Consider the following 14,208-nt stretch of genomic DNA (forward strand, 5'->3'; position numbering starts at 1 on the left):
AGCTACGGGATATTCAGGAATTTATGCGTTTGCAGTGAAATACGCCATTTAGGGTTGGCCTTTACATAATCCACCAGCAGCGGCATCATTTGGTCGGCTTTGCTCCACTCCGGTTGCAGGAACAGGCGGGTTTCTGGCCCCACGTGAGAGGCATGTTCTTCGGCCCAGGCAAAATCACTTTTATTGAAGATGATCACCTTCAGTTCGCCGGCCTGGGGCTGCACGCTGGGGTGCGGCCCTTTGAATTTCTTAGGCGAAAGGCAGATCCAGTCCCAGGTACCGCTCAAAGGGTAAGCGCCTGATGTCTCAATGAAGGTCTGGATGCCCCGTTTCTGCAGTTCAGAGGTGAGGTAGTCCAGGTTATAGAGCAGGGGTTCGCCGCCGGTCACCACTACCGCTTTTCCGGGGTATTGTTCGGCCTGCTGTACAATCCAGTCGGTGTCGGTGAGCGGGTGCAGGTTCGCATCCCAGGATTCTTTCACGTCACACCAGTGGCACCCTATGTCGCAGCCCCCTAACCTGATGAAGTAGGCGGCTTTGCCCGTGTGGTAGCCTTCGCCCTGAATGGTATAGAAATGCTCCATCAAAGGCAGCTTGGTCCCGTCTTTGGGAACAGTATGTACTGAGGCGATTTTTGTATCTAAAGTAGCTTCCAAAGTCAAAAAAATAAACGTTGCCGTTTGGGCCGCTTTTCTTAAAAAAAGGCCTTAAAACGGGAACTATGGTACTCGCGCAACAAGCTTTAGCGGATTTAAGTTGCCCTCGCCGGCTTCTTTCCCGGCTCCAAGGCTTGTTTTGGCCCGGCAAAGATAACTATTCCGGCGCAGAAAGCGCAGTGCGGGTATAGAAGCAGGGTCAAGGCTGAAAATTATTTATTTTTCACCGTTTTGGTTTTTTCTTTAAAATATTTTCAGATATTGCCAGCACTAATGGTAAAAACTACTAACATATCTACTGCTTTGCTCTCCTCTTCCCGCCCGGAGACGGCTACTGTTATTTTACCTATTCCCTTTTTTACGGGCATTATTACCATTACCCCTACGGGGGTATAGCTGCACATATCGTCCTTTCTGGGGCCAATTGGTTTAATTGGCTGCCTGGCCCATGGCCCAACATCACCCTTTCTTTTTTCATTTCTTGTAAAGCCTGACCCTATGCTGGTTTTAAAATTTGGAGGCACCTCCGTGGCCAATGCGGAGGCCATCCGTCAACTGATCTCTGTTCTGCAGGAGAAGCAGAACCCTCACATGCTGGTGGTGGTTTCCGCCATGTCTAAAGTCACCGACCTGCTCATTAGCCTGTACCAGAAAGCCGCCGCCCATGACGCTTCTTACCTGGACCTGCTGACCCAACTGGAGGCCAAACACATGGACGCCATTGAGCAACTGGTGCCCATGAGCCAACAGATTGACATCAAAGGCCGCATTAAGATGATTTTCCGGGAGCTGGAGGATATTTGCCGCGGCGTGTACCTGCTGGATGAACTCAGCGACAGCACCAAGGCCCGGGTCATGGCCTACGGGGAAAGGCTGTCCTCGGCCATTATCTCCGTAGCCCTGCAGCACCACGGCTTGCCCAATACCCTGCTGGACAGCCGCGACTTTATTGTCACTGATTCCACCTACCTCAACGCGAAGGTGAACCTCAAAGCTACCTACGCCCTCATGCAGGAGAACGTACCTAAAGTAGCGCTTCTGGTAGCCCCTGGCTTCATTTCCCGGTCCCAGACAGGGAGAACCACGGTATTAGGCCGAGGAGGCTCTGATTACACCGCTTCTTTATATGCCGCCGCCTTACGCGCTGACCTTCTGGAGATTTGGTCTGACGTAGATGGTATGTATACCACTGATCCCCGCAAGGCGAGCGCTGCCTATTCCATAGAAGAGTTGAGCTACGAAGAAGCCATGGAACTAGCCTACTTCGGGGCGAAGGTGCTGTTCCCGCCCACCATTGCGCCGTTGGTGGCCGCCCAAATTCCGCTGGTGCTCAAGAACACGTTTAACCCTGGCCATAAAGGCACCCTCATCTCCTCTTCGCCCGCCCCCAGCGCCCAGAGTGTGAAAGGCATTTCCTGCATTGACCACATGGCGGTTTTGACCGTGAGCGGAAGCGGCATGGTGGGCGTACCGGGCGTGGCCATGCGTTTGTTTAAAGCCGTGGCCCAGGAATGCATCAACATCTACTTCATCACGCAGTCCTCCTCTGAGCAGAGCATCACCATTGGCCTGGCCGAGGCCGAAGGCGAGAAAGCGGTGCAGGCCATTAGCCAGGAGTTTGCCGAAGACATTGCGCAGGAGCTACTGAACCCGGTGAGCCTGGAAACACCTATGAGCATTGTTGCGCTGGTAGGCGATGGCATGATCCGGCAGCCAGGCGTGGCGGGCAAGGCCTTCTCCCTCCTGGGTGACCACGGCATCAACATCAGGGCCATTGCGCAAGGAGCCACCGAGCGAATCATTTCTGTGGTGGTTAACTCGCAGGAGGCCCACCGCGCCGTCAACCTCCTCCACGACCGCTTTTTCCTTCCGGTGGCAGAGCCGGCGGAGGTTATTCAAGCGTAAAAGAGTTGGACGAGGAAAGGCGTTTTTAAACCTTTTTCTAAAAGTCAGGACCGAATCCATCTTCACCCTTCTCTTTACTAGAACTATCCTTTCCTGCTAATAACAAGCATTTTATAGATGAACGATAATAATTTTGTAAAAGCCTATGCACCTGCCACGGTGGCCAACGTGTGTTGCGGCTTTGATGTGTTGGGGTTTGCCCTGGACCAACCCGGCGATGAAGTCTGGGCCCGGAAAACCGAAACTCCCGGCATTACCATTTCTGCCATCCAAGGCATTGAAGACCTGTCCTCAGACCCAAAAGAAAATGTGATTGGGGTAGTGGCCCAGAAGATGCTGGAGGCCCTTGGAATTTCGCAGGGACTGGAATTGCAGCTGCACAAGGGCATGCCCGTGGGCAGCGGGCTGGGTAGTAGCGCCGCCAGTTCTGCCGCCGCCGCCTTTGCCGTGAATGAACTGCTGGGTTCGCCTTTCACTACCCAGGAGCTGGTGGTTTTTGCCATGGAAGGGGAACGCAAAGCCTCCGGTTCGGCCCACGCTGATAATGTGGCCCCTTCCCTTCTGGGCGGCTTTGTGCTGGTGCGCGATTATGAGCCGCTGGACGTGGTGCCGCTGGGCGTGCCGGTTGATCTGTACTGCACCATCTTGTATCCGCAGATTGAGCTGAAGACCTCCCTTTCCCGCAGCATATTGAAGCAGGAAATACCCTTGAAGAAAGGGATCCGGCAATGGGGAAACCTGGCGGGTTTGATGGCCGGTCTGCTGAAGAAAGATTACGGCCTCATCGGGCGCAGCCTCCACGACGAGATCTTTGAGCCGGAGCGCTCGGTCCTGATCCCGCTGTTCAAGCAGGTGAAAGAAGCCGCCTTGAAGGCCGGAGCCTTAGGTGCCGGGATTTCTGGTTCAGGCCCTTCCATCTTCGCCCTATCTGCCTCTTTGGACCAGGCAAACGCCGTGAGGCAAGCCATGGAAGCCACCTACGCCGGCAGCGGCATTGAAACTAAAACCTATGTATCTCAGGTGCCGGAACAAGGCGTTCGCCTGGTAACCCAGTCCACCTTTCAACCTGCTTTGCCCTTATGAACTTCTACAGCACCAACGACTACGCTTCCCAGTTGAGTTTCAAGGAGGCCGTCATTAAAGGCCTTCCCCAGGACAAGGGACTTTTCTTCCCGAAGGAGATCCCCACTTTATCTGAGGATTTCTTTCAATCGCTTCCCTCCCTTTCCCTGCCGGAGATAGCCTTTGAAGTATTGGCCCCTTATGTCACTCCAGATATTTCCCCGGAGGACCTCCGGAAAATTTGCGACGAGGTGTTCAACTTCCCCATCCCCCTGGTGGAAGTAGAGCAGGATATCTATGCATTGGAGCTCTTCCATGGCCCAACCTGCGCCTTCAAAGACGTAGGGGCCCGGTTTATGTCACGCTGCCTACAGGCCTTCGCAGAACCTGACCGACCGGTGACTGTGCTGGTGGCTACCTCCGGGGATACCGGCAGCGCTGTCGCCAACGGTTTCCTGGGTCTGGATAACATTGACGTGGTGGTGGTGTATCCCCAACAGGGCGTGAGCGAAATCCAGGAAATGCAGTTCACAACTTTGGGCCAGAACACCAGCGCCGTGGGCATAGAAGGCACCTTTGATGACTGCCAAACCCTTGTAAAACAAGCATTTTCTGATGAGGAGTTAAACCAGAAAAAGAACCTTTCCTCAGCCAATTCCATCAACGTGGCCCGGTGGCTTCCGCAGATGGTGTACTACTTTTACGCCTGGGGTCAATGGAAAAAACAGAACCCAAACGCCGTGGACGTTACCATCTCTGTGCCCAGCGGCAACTTCGGGAATCTGGCGGCGGGCTTGCTGGCCCGCCAAATGGGGCTACCCGTCACTTATTTCGTGGCAGCCACCAACCAGAACAAGATCGTTCCCGAGTACCTAGAGACCGGTGTGTACAACCCTGCCCCTTCTGTCTGCACCATTGCCAATGCCATGGACGTAGGAAGCCCCAACAATTTCCCCCGAATCCAGGAGCTGTTCGGTCATCAACTGGAGGCGCTGCAACAGGTAGTCAAAGGCTTCTGGGCCGACGATGATGAAATCAAAGGAACAATAAAACTAGTACACCAGGAAACCGGCTACCTGTTAGACCCCCATGGCGCGATCGGGTATTTAAGCCTCCGCCAGTTACTCCCCGAATTGAAGACCCCGGGTATTTTCCTGGAAACCGCGCACCCGGCTAAATTCAAGAAAAGCATGGAAGAAGTGCTGGGGCAGGAAATTGAGTTACCGGAACAGTTGAAAGTCTTTGTTGGCCGGCAGAAGCAGGTCACCGACTTGCCAAACGATTTTGCCGGTTTCAAACTCCTGCTGATGCAAGAGCACAAAGAGGGCACCTTGTAAGACTGTTTTCAGGCTGGTTTTAAGAAACAAGTCAAAAAGGTAGCCCGTGTTCTTAAAGATGGAATTTCCAGACTCGCGCCTGTGGTAGGTTTTTAGGTCAGGTTTGAAGAAAGTAGGCCAAAAACAGGCGGTAGGGGTTTATTTGGTCGTTGCGGTAGTTACAGCATTCAAGGCCAATTGGTTTTATAGAAAACAAGGTAGGATGCGGAAGACCTTACAGTGTAACGTCTCTACAATTCTCTGTAGCGCCGTTGCACTGCAACGGGTCTTTCCGCTATGAACCCTTTTTGCAGTGCAATGGCATTTCCTGTATTTGACCTATTTTGGAGGGCCACGGCGTTTTCCGTAATGAACTGATATTTTATCCCATAACGAAACCGGAAGCAGGCAAGCATATTCTTAGCTGGTTCTAGGCTTCAATTAAATGGAAGATGCACTGGACTAGGGTCAATAAACATGTCCCTATCTGCTAAATAAACCCTCTTTCCACTAAAACACCCCGAAAACAGCGAAGCCACCATTCCAGAAGGAATGGTGGCTTCGCTGTTAAATTTGATACTTTATTCTTAGGAATAAACCTCTTTCTTGGCGGCTCTCAGGGTGTTCTTCAACAGCATGGAGATGGTCAAGGGACCAACACCTCCGGGTACCGGGGTGATGTAGCTGCACTTAGGGGCTACGCTGTCAAAGTCCACGTCGCCGCGCAGGCGCCAGCCTCTCTCACGGGTGGTATCTGTGACGCGGGTGGTGCCTACGTCTATGACCACGGCACCTTCCTTCACCATGTCGGCGGTAATGAGGCCGGGTCTTCCTACGGCCACGATCAGGATATCTGCCTGGCGGGTATGGTGGGCCAGGTCAACGGTGTTGCGGTGGCAGATGGTGACGGTGCTTTCGCCGGGAATGGTGCATTTGCTCATCAAGATGCTGATGGGCGTGCCCACGATGTTGCTTCGACCTACCACCACACAGTGCTTGCCTTTGGTGTCAATGTGGTAGCGTTCCAGCAGTTGCATGATGCCGTACGGCGTGGCCGGAAGATAGGCGGGTAAGCCGGCTACCATGCGGCCCACGTTCACGGGGTGGAAACCGTCTACGTCTTTCTTGTAATCCATGACTTCCAGCACTTTGTCTCCACTGATGTGCTTTGGAAGCGGCAACTGGACAATCAATCCGTCAATTTCCGGGTCTTCGTTTATCTCCCTGATCTTGGTGAGGAGTTCTTCTTCGGTGATGTCTGTTTCATAGTGAAGCAAAGTAGAGGCAAATCCAACGCGCTCACAGGCGATCACTTTGTTGTTGACATACGTCATTGAACCTCCGTCCTGGCCAACTAGAATAGCGGCTAAGTGAGGTACCTTTCCACCTTGTGCTTTGATTTCGGCAACTTCCGCGGCAATCTCACTTTGGATTGCCTCAGAGGTTTTCTTTCCGTCTAAAAGGGTCATGGGTACGAGAAATGAGAGATGATACTAGGCGCAAAAGTACAAGCGATTGCGGAAAGTGCCTCGGGTTTTTAGAGTTATTTCGTAGAACCCAAACCAAACCTCCTCTTCTTTTTCCTGGTGCCATTGGAGCTAGGACAGTTACCAGATTCTCTAAGGAGCATTTAGAGGCTTGTTTTGAGTACTCAGCCCTTACATCCTTTAGATAGGAAAAAGAAGTTGATAGGAAACCTACTTCTTTAAGAGGTTTACTACCGAGGCCGCCACCAATAAGCCCAGCAGCCCGGCTGCTATGGCGGTCATGATGGTATCATCCATGGTCATTTCCCGGTCTCTGAGGGTAAATCTCAGAATAAAGGTGGGGATGGTGATGAGCACGTTGATGCCCCAGAATAGAAAAAAGGTGGAAGAAAATCCTTCGTGAGAAACACGGGGCAATTTGAAAGCTTCCACCACCAGGAAAATTCCAAGGACCAGGCTGCTGAGATATTGTAAAAGGTGGTAACCGGGAACAGCGTAGCCAGCGAGATGATACGAGGAACTAAGCAAAGGTAAGTTCTTGGCCGTCCAGCCATAATCATGGGTAAAGTCGTCACAAAGCAGATGAGTCACAATCCCCAGGAACGCAGAGGTCATAACCACCAGCCAGTTTTCTTTAAAATACGCTAGCCAATCAAAGTCTTGGTACACGGAGAATCGGTGCCGCAGAAAAGGAGGCAAATGGTTGATCAAAGGGCTCCTTATCCAACAATGGTAGAGAATTGCCATCAGGAGAACCACAGGGATGTCAAACAGGAAAATACCCTTGAGCGTGTGACTGATGTCCGTTTCGGCGCGCATTCTGAAAAAGAACTCAAAATCCGGGGCCATGCTCCCCAAGGCCAGGGCCGTTAAAGAAACCCTTTTGCCCGTCAAACCTTTGAAGGGAAGTATGACTGCTGGGTGGGAGAAGGTGAAAGGCATACGAAGAAGCTAAGGGAAAACAAAAAACCCGATGCCTGGGCATCGGGTTCTGGAATCAATCCAATTTAAGAACTGCCAGGAAGGCTTCCTGCGGAATTTCCACGTTGCCCACTTGGCGCATACGCTTCTTCCCTTTCTTCTGTTTTTCAAGGAGCTTCCGTTTACGGGAAATGTCCCCTCCGTAACACTTGGCCAATACGTTCTTGCGCAGGGCTTTCACTGTTTCCCGGGCAATGATCTTCTGCCCAATAGCGGCCTGGATGGCAATCTCGAACATCTGGCGGGGCAACAGTTCCTGCAGTTTCTCGCAGAGGCGCTTGCCCCAGTCATAGGCTTTGTCACGGTGCACAATGGCACTCAGGGCATCCACCTTCTCCCCGTTGAGCATGATGTCCAGTTTCACCATGTGCGATTCCCGGAACCCGATGAGCTCGTAGTCCAGCGAGGCATAGCCCCGGCTGATGGTTTTGAGTTTGTCAAAGAAGTCAAACACGATCTCAGCCAGCGGCATCTCAAAGATCAGCTCTACCCGGTCAGAGGTCAGGAAGTTCTGGGCTTTCAGGATGGCCCGCTTGTCCATACAAAGGGAGATGATAGGCCCAATATATTCTGCTTTGGAGATGATCTGCGCCTTGATGAACGGCTCCTCAATGTGGTCAATGTAATTCGGCTCCGGCATCTCAGAAGGTGCGTTCACCTTGATCTCCCCGTCTTTAGTGGTAAAGGCTTTGAACTGCACACTGGGCACCGTGGTGATCACGGTCATGTCAAACTCGCGCTCCAGGCGTTCCTGCACAATCTCCATGTGGAGCATGCCCAAAAACCCGCACCGGAACCCGAAACCCAGGGCCGCCGAAGTTTCCGGCTCCCACACCAAAGAAGCATCATTCAATTGAAGCTTCTCCATGGAAGAGCGCAGTTCTTCGTACTCCGTAGTCTCAACCGGGTAGATACCGGCGAATACCATAGGTTTCACCTCTTCAAACCCCTGGATCTGGATGGTGTCAGGATTAGCGGCATGGGTAATGGTGTCCCCTACCTTCACCTCTTTGGCATTCTTGATGCCCGAGATAAGGTACCCCACGTTGCCAGCTCCCAGCACCTGTCTTGGTTCCTGGTTTAGCTTAAGCACGCCAATTTCATCGGCCTCATATTGCTTGCCGGTGGCAATGAATTTCACCTTATCGCCTTTGCGCAGGGTGCCGTTCATGATCCGGAAGTACACTTCAATCCCGCGGTACGAGTTGAACACCGAGTCAAAGATCAAGGCCTGCAAAGGAGCATCCGGATCACCCTTCGGGGCGGAGATACGTTCGCAGATAGCGTTCAGGATATCCTCAATACCGATACCTGCCTTGCCCGAGGCATGGATAATGTCTTCTCTCTCGCAGCCAATGAGGTCAATGATCTGGTCGCTCACCTCTTCCGGCATGGCGTGTGGCAGGTCTATTTTATTCAGCACCGGAATAATCTCCAGGTCGTTGCCAATGGCCAAGTACAGGTTGGAGATGGTCTGGGCCTCAATGCCCTGGGAGGCATCTACAATAAGAAGGGCTCCTTCACAGGCGGCAATAGACCGCGATACCTCATAGCTAAAGTCTACGTGGCCCGGGGTATCAATAAGGTTAAGCACAAAGGGCTCCCCTTTGTATATATAGTTCATCTGGATGGCGTGGCTCTTGATAGTGATGCCGCGTTCCCGTTCCAGGTCCATGTTGTCTAAGAGTTGGTGCTGCATTTCCCGCTCAGACACCGACTGGGTAAACTCCAGCAGGCGGTCAGCGAGCGTACTCTTACCGTGGTCAATATGCGCAATGATGCAAAAATTGCGGATGTTCTTCATAGGAATCAATTACAAAGACCAAAGATACAAAGAAAACCGGGCAGCTGGAATGGGTTTAGGGCCGCAGGTGCGACTTTTTATGGAGAAGTCTACTTTTTTAGATAATTTTTGAAAACTTACCGCCTCCTGCCTTTGGTACCTTTCAGGGGCCTAACAAAGGACTTGCCCATAGCAGATTTACCTCTGCTATGGGCAAGTCCTTAAAAAAGCTAAAAAATAAGACGTACTAAAAATCCGGAAGGCCCCTTTTAAACCACTTTATAAAAAAGAGCCAGTAAGCTCCTTCAAGAACATAAAGGTGACATCAATTCGGGTAGATCCAGTATTATCTATTTAAAAATGAATCCTATCAAAGATTATTTAAAAACGCTTTTACTCAAATCAGGCTATACCCTATTAAAAGGTGATATTCGGAAAAATGTAAAGGAAAATGCAGTTTTCTCCCCCTTGCCAAATCACTTGGTTAGCAACGCCAAAGTTTGTGTGGATAGAATTGAAGCCTTGAAATTATTACCCAAAGGAGGAGTAGCTGTTGAGGTGGGTGTTGGCTATGGGGATTTCAGCAAACATATTTTGGAAATCGTACAACCAGAAAAATTTATCGGCATTGATATCTTTGGTTTTAAAGAAGGCAAGGAACCATGGGGTTGTCAGTTCCTTAAGGAAACTAAATGCAGCCACCTTGAATACTATAAGAAGCAACTCCAGGAATATATAGACAAAGATATAGCGCAGGTAAAACAAGGTCTTTCCTGGGCAATGCTTCAGGAAATTCCTGACCATTCGGTTGACTTTATGTACGTGGATGCTGACCATACCTATGAATCTGTTGCGAAGGAAATAGAAGTCATAAAGCATAAGATTAAACCAACGGGCATTATCCAATTCAACGATTATACCTTATTTGACCAAAATGGCTTATTCCCTTTTGGGGTACCTAAAGCGGTGCATCAATTCATGATCGAAGAGCAGTATGAGATGCTTTACCTGTGCTTACACCAGGAAGGTTTCTATGATGTTGTTTTAAGAAAATGGGCGCCCTAATCCTGCGGTTTAGGTTCTATTTTTAAAAAAAGGGGCAAAAACACCTCCCTACTTTCTTAATTGGGTTTATGACTAAAAACTGTACCTGAGTTTACCGTATACCTTAGGTATGGAAAACGACTACACTATCCCTACCCAAACCCAGATAGGCCATGTCCATTTAAAGGTGGCCGATCTGGAGAGATCCCTTGGGTTTTACCGCGATCTGCTGGGCTTTGAGGTGACCATCATGTACGGGACCCAGGCGGCATTTCTTTCCGCGGGAGGTTACCACCACCACATTGGATTGAACACTTGGCACAGCCTAGGAGCCTCTCCTGCCCCGAGAAACAGCCCGGGGCTTTACCACACCGCCATACTTTACCCAACCAGGAAGGATCTGGCAAGCATTTTGGTTCGGCTCTTGAAAGCGAACTATCCCCTTTCTGGCGCCAGCGACCATGGTGTATCTGAGGCCCTGTACCTGAACGACCCAGATGGGAACGGGGTAGAGTTATACTGGGACCTGCCCAAAGAACTCTGGCCCTCCAAACCAGACGGCTCCCTGGACATGTACACAAAAGAATTGAATCTCAATGATCTGATAAAAGAAGTCTATTAGAGGACAGGGTTTAAAAAGGAGCCAACGAAGGGTCTTCTTGTTTCAAGATAAGCCGGTATGGGAAGGGCCCCATTACTACCTTCCCTCAGTCCTTTCAAAGTCTTGTTTCTTTTAAGGTGCGTTTATCCTACTTCATTTTCATGCTTAATCTTGCAGATAATATCCTTTTAGCGGTTTTCAGTTAAAAAAACCCACGAGATCATAAACCAGGTAAACAGATGTATCTCCCCTTTTCCCGGGGTTTGAAATATTATTACCGATGGCTCTTGTTTTTCCCGGGCTTCTTTTTAACTTTGAAACGCAAAGTACTTTATTATGAATCAACAGCAAGACCAACTAGAAGCCCTGCACGAGATCCGGAACATCATGGATCGTTCTTCCCGCTTCATCTCGCTCAGCGGATTGTCTGGCGTGTTTGCCGGTCTATCGGCTTTGGCTGGGGCTGCGGTGGTGAAATGGTACTTTAGCCAACACAATATTAACTATTACCAAGACCTTGACCGAAGCTTTACCCGCGAAGATATCTTGTTTTTAGTGGCGGTGGGGGTTGGGGTACTGATCCTCGCCTCTTGTACCGCCACGTATTTCACCGCCCGTAACGCCCGCAAAAAGAACCAGCGCACCTGGGACAACCAATCCAAGCGGTTGTTGATGAACCTGGCCATTCCCCTGGCCACCGGCGGGGCTTTCTGCGCTATCCTGGTTTACCACCAACTCTATTACCTGGTGGCCCCTGCCATGCTCCTTTTTTATGGATTGGCTTTGCTGAACGGCAGCAAATTCACGTTAAGCGACATCCGCTACCTTGGCATCTTTGAGATTGTCTTGGGGTTGCTGGCGAGCGTATTCGTAAGTTATGGCTTGATTCTCTGGACCGTAGGATTTGGCATGTTGCACATAGTCTACGGGGCGCTGGTGTACTTTAAATACGAACGCTAGCAGACCTGTGAAAAACTATCTTGAAAATATAAACAAGGCCTTTGAGAGCAGGGCGCGGTTGGGCATTATGTCGGTGCTGATGGTAGAGGAGAAGGTGGATTTCAATACCTTGAAAGATACCCTGCAACTCACAGATGGCAACCTAGCCAGCCACCTACGGGCCCTGGAAGAAGCTGAATACTTGCGCGTAGAAAAGCAGTTCGTAGGCCGTAAACCCCAGACCACCTACTATGCCTCCCCCGCTGGCCGCGAAGCCTTCAAAAGCCATTTAGATGCTTTGGAACAACTAATTTTAAACAACCGCCAAAAAGACTAAAATTTTTGTTCTTCCACTTTGAAACTCAAAGTACTTTAATCGTAAATTATCTCAAAGTCCATCTTCACTCCTACCACTATGGCAAAGCAACATAACCTTCCGCATCACCAGCCTCTCCCGCCTTTCCTTAAGGCTGCTTTGATGGGGGCCGGCCTCGCCTTTCTACTTGTTTCCTTTTTTGTGCTGCTCTTAGGCAGCGGGGATTCCAGCTATGGAGCGTGGGTTTTCTTACCTATGGCCACGGTGTCTTTGGGGGGTGCCATGGGCGGTGTTCTCCTCTCCTACTTGATGGGCCTCTTGCAAAATCAAAGGGTTTGGCAAACGAGAATCGGGCTTTTTGCAGGAAGTCTGTTGTACCTGGTTCTTCTCTGGCTTAGCCTGGTAGCGGCCCTTAGTGTCACTGGCCACTGGGACTAAGCACCAGAGCCTTCCCTATTTACTCGTCTTATTTATAAACTTCATTTATACAAAGCCATGCGTGACGAAATACTTTCCAATCTACAGAATCCCAGACAACTGGAGAAGTTGTACCGGGGCAACAAAACTCCTTTTAAACGCGAGTTCAGTGGGTTATACCCTGAGTTGAAAGGCAATACCCTCGCAGATTACTGGCATGAGCGGCTGAACTATGAAACAGATGATATCTCCTGGGGGTCCAGAAATGAACTTCTGTTTGTGGCTGTCGCTTCGCTCATAGCAGGCATCCTGGCTAAATTTCCGGCCATTTTCGGCATTGAGGAGGAATTCTTCTATCCCCGCAACATCAGCTTCCTGGTATTCCCCTTTTTAGCGGCCTACTTCGGCTGGAAGAATAAACTCAGCTTAGCTAAAACCGCCCTGCTGGCCGGTGTGGTCCTCGTGTGCCTGGTGTACATCAACTCGTTGCCCCACAATCCCAACAGTGATACCCTGGTGCTGGCCTGCCTTCACCTGCCTTTACTGCTGTGGGGCGTGCTGGGGGTGTCGTTTGCGGGAAATGAATTCCGTGATCATAGAAAGCGCCTTGACTTCCTGCGTTTCAACGGGGACCTTGCCGTGATGGCCGCCTTGCTAGTGATTGCCGGGGTGATCATGACCGGGATCACCATTGGGTTGTTTTCGTTGATCGGGTTCAACATTGAGAAGTTCTACTTTGAGTATGTGGTGGCGTTTGGGCTACCAGCGGTGCCCATTGTGGCTACGTTTCTTACCCAAACCAACCCGCAACTGGTGAACAAAGTATCGCCGGTGATCGCCAAAATCTTCAGTCCGTTGGTGTTGGTTATGCTGGTGATCTATTTGGGGGCTATCATTTTCTCTGGCAAAGATCCTTACAATGACCGGGAGTTCCTGTTGCTATTCAACCTGTTGCTGATAGGCGTCATGGCCTTGATCTTCTTCTCCGTAGCAGAAAGTTCTACCAAAGAAAAATCTACCTCTGCCCTCTGGGTCCTCCTCCTCTTATCTATTGTGACGGTGGTAGTGAATGGCATTGCCTTGTCGGCGATCTCCTTCCGGATCTCTGAGTGGGGAATCACCCCGAACCGGGTGGCTGTTCTGGGCGGAAACGTGTTGATATTGGTCCACCTTCTCTTGGTTACGGTGATGCTCTTCAAAGCCATCACCAAGAAGGCAGCTACCGCAGAGGTAGGAAGGGCCATTGCCTTGTATCTTCCGGTGTATCTCATCTGGACCGTGCTGGTTGTTTTCGTTTTCCCCTTGGTTTTCGGATTTAAATAAGAAAACCAGCCGGCCCTATCCTTCAAAAAGTACCCGCCTTTTCAAGGCAATGAAATTTATAACCTATAAAAATAGCAGAACGATGAACAAGACACTTAACCTAGGTGGTCATTTAATTAGTTGGTTTTTTGGCCTTTTAGTGGCGGCGGTAGGCCTCATCAATACGTTTTGGGGCAATGACCCGGGATTTGGGATTTTCCTGATCCTGCTGGCTTTCGTTTACTTCCCGCCGGCCAACGTGATGCTCAAGGAAAAGACTGGATTTGCCATTCCCCTATTTGCCAAACTTCTTTTGGGGGTGTTCATCATCATGGCCGCCTTGGGCGTGGGAGAATTATTTGATAAGATTGACCTGATGATGATGGATGTATAAGCTTT

Annotated in this window: 13 protein-coding genes; 9 read left to right on the forward strand and 4 right to left on the reverse strand. The window is 50.4% G+C overall.

Annotated elements, in window-relative coordinates:
• Positions 1–2: 2 nt before the first annotated feature.
• Positions 3–584: a 7-carboxy-7-deazaguanine synthase QueE gene (locus FOE74_RS09970; protein WP_149098795.1), complete on the reverse strand. Its 582-nt coding sequence runs from the start codon at positions 582–584 to the stop codon at positions 3–5.
• Between the two features lie 570 nt (positions 585–1,154).
• Between FOE74_RS09970 and FOE74_RS09975 the strand changes: the two genes are divergently transcribed.
• The 3 genes from FOE74_RS09975 (at position 1,155) to thrC (ending at position 4,960) form a co-directional block, all read left to right on the forward strand.
• Entirely contained in the window at positions 1,155–2,561 is a 1,407-nt protein-coding gene (locus FOE74_RS09975; RefSeq protein WP_149098449.1) for an aspartate kinase, read from the forward strand.
• Between the two features lie 117 nt (positions 2,562–2,678).
• Positions 2,679–3,644, forward strand: a complete 966-nt coding sequence (locus FOE74_RS09980; protein ID WP_149098450.1) for a homoserine kinase — start codon at positions 2,679–2,681, stop codon at positions 3,642–3,644.
• A complete protein-coding gene (thrC, locus tag FOE74_RS09985; RefSeq protein ID WP_149098451.1) occupies positions 3,641–4,960 on the forward strand; it encodes a threonine synthase in 1,320 nt (439 codons plus the stop codon). Before FOE74_RS09980 ends, thrC begins: the two co-directional genes overlap by 4 nt.
• 566 nt (positions 4,961–5,526) lie before the next feature.
• On the opposite strand, the gene FOE74_RS09990 is transcribed toward thrC, so the two are convergent.
• The 3 genes from FOE74_RS09990 to lepA all read right to left on the reverse strand — a co-directional run bounded on the left by FOE74_RS09990 (position 5,527) and on the right by lepA (position 9,211).
• On the reverse strand, positions 5,527–6,408 hold the full coding sequence (locus FOE74_RS09990) for a bifunctional 5,10-methylenetetrahydrofolate dehydrogenase/5,10-methenyltetrahydrofolate cyclohydrolase (protein ID WP_149098452.1): 882 nt from the start codon (positions 6,406–6,408) through the stop codon (positions 5,527–5,529).
• 228 nt (positions 6,409–6,636) lie between these two features.
• On the reverse strand, positions 6,637–7,368 hold the full coding sequence (locus FOE74_RS09995) for a DUF4184 family protein (RefSeq protein WP_149098453.1): 732 nt from the start codon (positions 7,366–7,368) through the stop codon (positions 6,637–6,639).
• A 55-nt stretch (positions 7,369–7,423) separates the two neighbouring features.
• Positions 7,424–9,211, reverse strand: a complete 1,788-nt coding sequence (gene lepA / locus FOE74_RS10000) for a translation elongation factor 4 (RefSeq protein ID WP_149098454.1) — start codon at positions 9,209–9,211, stop codon at positions 7,424–7,426.
• A gap of 339 nt (positions 9,212–9,550) precedes the next feature.
• On the opposite strand from lepA, the gene FOE74_RS10005 reads away from it, so the two are divergent.
• The 6 genes from FOE74_RS10005 (at position 9,551) to FOE74_RS10035 (ending at position 14,203) form a co-directional block, all read left to right on the forward strand.
• Positions 9,551–10,255, forward strand: coding sequence for a class I SAM-dependent methyltransferase (locus tag FOE74_RS10005; RefSeq protein ID WP_149098455.1), 705 nt, complete (start codon positions 9,551–9,553; stop codon positions 10,253–10,255).
• Positions 10,256–10,364: 109 nt separating this feature from the next.
• Entirely contained in the window at positions 10,365–10,856 is a 492-nt protein-coding gene (locus FOE74_RS10010) for a VOC family protein (protein ID WP_149098456.1), read from the forward strand.
• Between the two features lie 315 nt (positions 10,857–11,171).
• The gene (locus FOE74_RS10015; protein WP_149098457.1) at positions 11,172–11,795 is read left to right on the forward strand and encodes a hypothetical protein; all 624 of its coding nucleotides are present in this window, start codon (positions 11,172–11,174) and stop codon (positions 11,793–11,795) included.
• A gap of 7 nt (positions 11,796–11,802) precedes the next feature.
• Positions 11,803–12,111 (forward strand): winged helix-turn-helix domain-containing protein, encoded by a 309-nt coding sequence (locus tag FOE74_RS10020; protein ID WP_149098458.1) that lies wholly within the window; start codon positions 11,803–11,805, stop codon positions 12,109–12,111.
• A 474-nt stretch (positions 12,112–12,585) separates the two neighbouring features.
• Positions 12,586–13,830, forward strand: a complete 1,245-nt coding sequence (locus FOE74_RS10030; RefSeq protein ID WP_149098460.1) for a DUF4153 domain-containing protein — start codon at positions 12,586–12,588, stop codon at positions 13,828–13,830.
• Between the two features lie 82 nt (positions 13,831–13,912).
• Positions 13,913–14,203, forward strand: a complete 291-nt coding sequence (locus tag FOE74_RS10035) for a hypothetical protein (protein ID WP_149098461.1) — start codon at positions 13,913–13,915, stop codon at positions 14,201–14,203.
• The last annotated feature ends 5 nt before the right edge of the window (positions 14,204–14,208 follow it).

This window comes from Rufibacter glacialis (assembly GCF_008271745.1).
In the GTDB taxonomy this organism is placed as follows: domain Bacteria; phylum Bacteroidota; class Bacteroidia; order Cytophagales; family Hymenobacteraceae; genus Nibribacter; species Nibribacter glacialis.

Bases quoted from the DNA above. Each gene is read 5' to 3' on its own strand.
- FOE74_RS10005 (WP_149098455.1), top strand. From the start codon at position 9,551: ATGAATCCTATCAAAGATTATTTAAAAACGCTTTTACTCAAATCAGGC.
- FOE74_RS09990 (WP_149098452.1), bottom strand. From the start codon at position 6,408: ATGACCCTTTTAGACGGAAAGAAAACCTCTGAGGCAATCCAAAGTGAG.
- FOE74_RS09975 (WP_149098449.1), top strand. From the start codon at position 1,155: ATGCTGGTTTTAAAATTTGGAGGCACCTCCGTGGCCAATGCGGAGGCC.
- lepA (WP_149098454.1), bottom strand. From the start codon at position 9,211: ATGAAGAACATCCGCAATTTTTGCATCATTGCGCATATTGACCACGGT.
- FOE74_RS09970 (WP_149098795.1), bottom strand. From the start codon at position 584: ATGGAGCATTTCTATACCATTCAGGGCGAAGGCTACCACACGGGCAAA.
- FOE74_RS10010 (WP_149098456.1), top strand. From the start codon at position 10,365: ATGGAAAACGACTACACTATCCCTACCCAAACCCAGATAGGCCATGTC.
- FOE74_RS10030 (WP_149098460.1), top strand. From the start codon at position 12,586: ATGCGTGACGAAATACTTTCCAATCTACAGAATCCCAGACAACTGGAG.
- FOE74_RS09980 (WP_149098450.1), top strand. From the start codon at position 2,679: ATGAACGATAATAATTTTGTAAAAGCCTATGCACCTGCCACGGTGGCC.
- FOE74_RS09995 (WP_149098453.1), bottom strand. From the start codon at position 7,368: ATGCCTTTCACCTTCTCCCACCCAGCAGTCATACTTCCCTTCAAAGGT.
- thrC (WP_149098451.1), top strand. From the start codon at position 3,641: ATGAACTTCTACAGCACCAACGACTACGCTTCCCAGTTGAGTTTCAAG.
- FOE74_RS10015 (WP_149098457.1), top strand. From the start codon at position 11,172: ATGAATCAACAGCAAGACCAACTAGAAGCCCTGCACGAGATCCGGAAC.
- FOE74_RS10035 (WP_149098461.1), top strand. From the start codon at position 13,913: ATGAACAAGACACTTAACCTAGGTGGTCATTTAATTAGTTGGTTTTTT.